The organism is Hydromonas duriensis (assembly GCF_004363775.1).
Lineage (GTDB): Bacteria > Pseudomonadota > Gammaproteobacteria > Burkholderiales > Burkholderiaceae > Hydromonas > Hydromonas duriensis.
The window spans coordinates 1-1467 of the sequence record NZ_SNZE01000071.1; the positions used below are offsets into that span (position 1 = coordinate 1).

Annotated in this window: 3 protein-coding genes; 1 reads left to right on the forward strand and 2 read right to left on the reverse strand. The window is 42.1% G+C overall.

The features are described 5' to 3' along the window. Window positions 1-545 (forward strand): IS3 family transposase (locus DFR44_RS11295; RefSeq protein ID WP_133621665.1); only part of this gene is annotated, 545 nt, incomplete at its 5' end. On the opposite strand, the gene DFR44_RS11300 is transcribed toward DFR44_RS11295, so the two are convergent. Both DFR44_RS11300 and DFR44_RS11305 read right to left on the reverse strand, forming a co-directional pair. Next, the gene (locus DFR44_RS11300) at window positions 529-930 is read right to left on the reverse strand and encodes a hypothetical protein (protein WP_133621666.1); all 402 of its coding nucleotides are present in this window, start codon (window positions 928-930) and stop codon (window positions 529-531) included. The genes DFR44_RS11295 and DFR44_RS11300 overlap by 17 nt on opposite strands. A 15-nt stretch (window positions 931-945) precedes the next feature. Further along, window positions 946-1467 (reverse strand): DUF2345 domain-containing protein (locus DFR44_RS11305; protein WP_133621667.1); only part of this gene is annotated, 522 nt, incomplete at its 5' end.

Below are 1467 nucleotides of genomic sequence, written 5' to 3' on the forward strand. Positions count from 1 at the left end.
ACCTACCCACAGCGCCTAACTTGCTCAACCAATGCTTTGACGCCGATGCACCGAATACCAAATGGGTGGCTGACATCACGTACATTCGGGTGAAGCAGCAATGGCTGTATTTGGCAGTGGTGGTGGACTTGTACTCACGCAGGGTGATTGGTTGGGCTTTTGGTGTGCGCATCAATGCACGACTGGTCTGTGATGCACTCAAGGCGGCGTTGTTCAAACGGGGCTACCCATCAGGGGTGATTGTGCACACCGATCGTGGTAGCCAATACTGTTCGCAAGTCTATCAGCGATTGATTAAAGCTTATGATTTGAAATGCAGTATGAGCGGCAAAGGCAACTGCTACGACAATGCCGCCTGTGAGAGCTTCTTCCACACGCTCAAGGTCGAACATGTCTATCGCATTGCCTTTGAGTCAATGGAGCACGCCAGACGCGAAATCTTCTGGTTTATTGAAGCCTATTACAACTTCAAACGCAAACATTCAAAATTGGGATACCAAAGCCCTGTAAAATTTGAATCCGCAGCATCTAAAATAGCTGCTTAAAATGTCCGTTGAAATGAGGGCAGATCAAGAATTTCTTTGTTGGTCCTGGCCAAATTGGTATAAGAACACCATCACGCTTTAAATAAACAAGCCAATATGCCTCGAATAAGGCTCTTAATTCTTCAGGGCTGCGTGCATCGGAGATGAAATTAAATTTTTCATCTTTACTTTCTCCAAAATCAGTAAAAAAACCTGTTCGTTCGACTCTATCAAGCAAACGCCCTTTATCCAAAATTTTCGCCTCTGATCCTTTTATTTTCTTGACGATGACTTTATATCTAAAATCGCCATTATGTAGAGATCGGTTGTAGCGGTCTAAATCATTCTCTTCGTTTGTATGTCTATGATATACGGGCTTTAGCTTTAATCTAGTATAAACTTCCATTTTTTACCCTTATCTTTATATATTTGAATATCTGTCAGTGCAACATTCTCGGTGTTCCTCGTCACTTTCATCTTCTACTTCAAACAGTAAATGAGCTACATATTCCTCACTCGTAGGCGAATAGAATACTTGAGTTTGGCCTTGAGCATCGGTTACTCCTTTAATAACTTCTCCATTTTCTTTCCAAACTTCATATTTACGGTTTGCATAAGGATTGCCATCATCATCTTGGAACACGTATTGAATATTATAGTTTTTAGGCATTGATTCAAACGGCAAACTCTTCTCTCCAGGTAAATTATGATTGCCTGCATGTGCCTTCCAGTTACCAAGGGTACCTTCTTCAATCCCACCTGCATTCAACCGAATATAAGACCCGCCTGAAGTAATCAATACCTCTTTCTTAGCAGCAATCTCAATCGACTCCTTAGCACTAATCAATTTCATCACTTTATCCGCAATGATTTCGATGTTATCACTCTGCGCTTGAATCTCCACTTTCCCCTTGGCCGCAAACAGTTTCATCCCCAGTGTTTG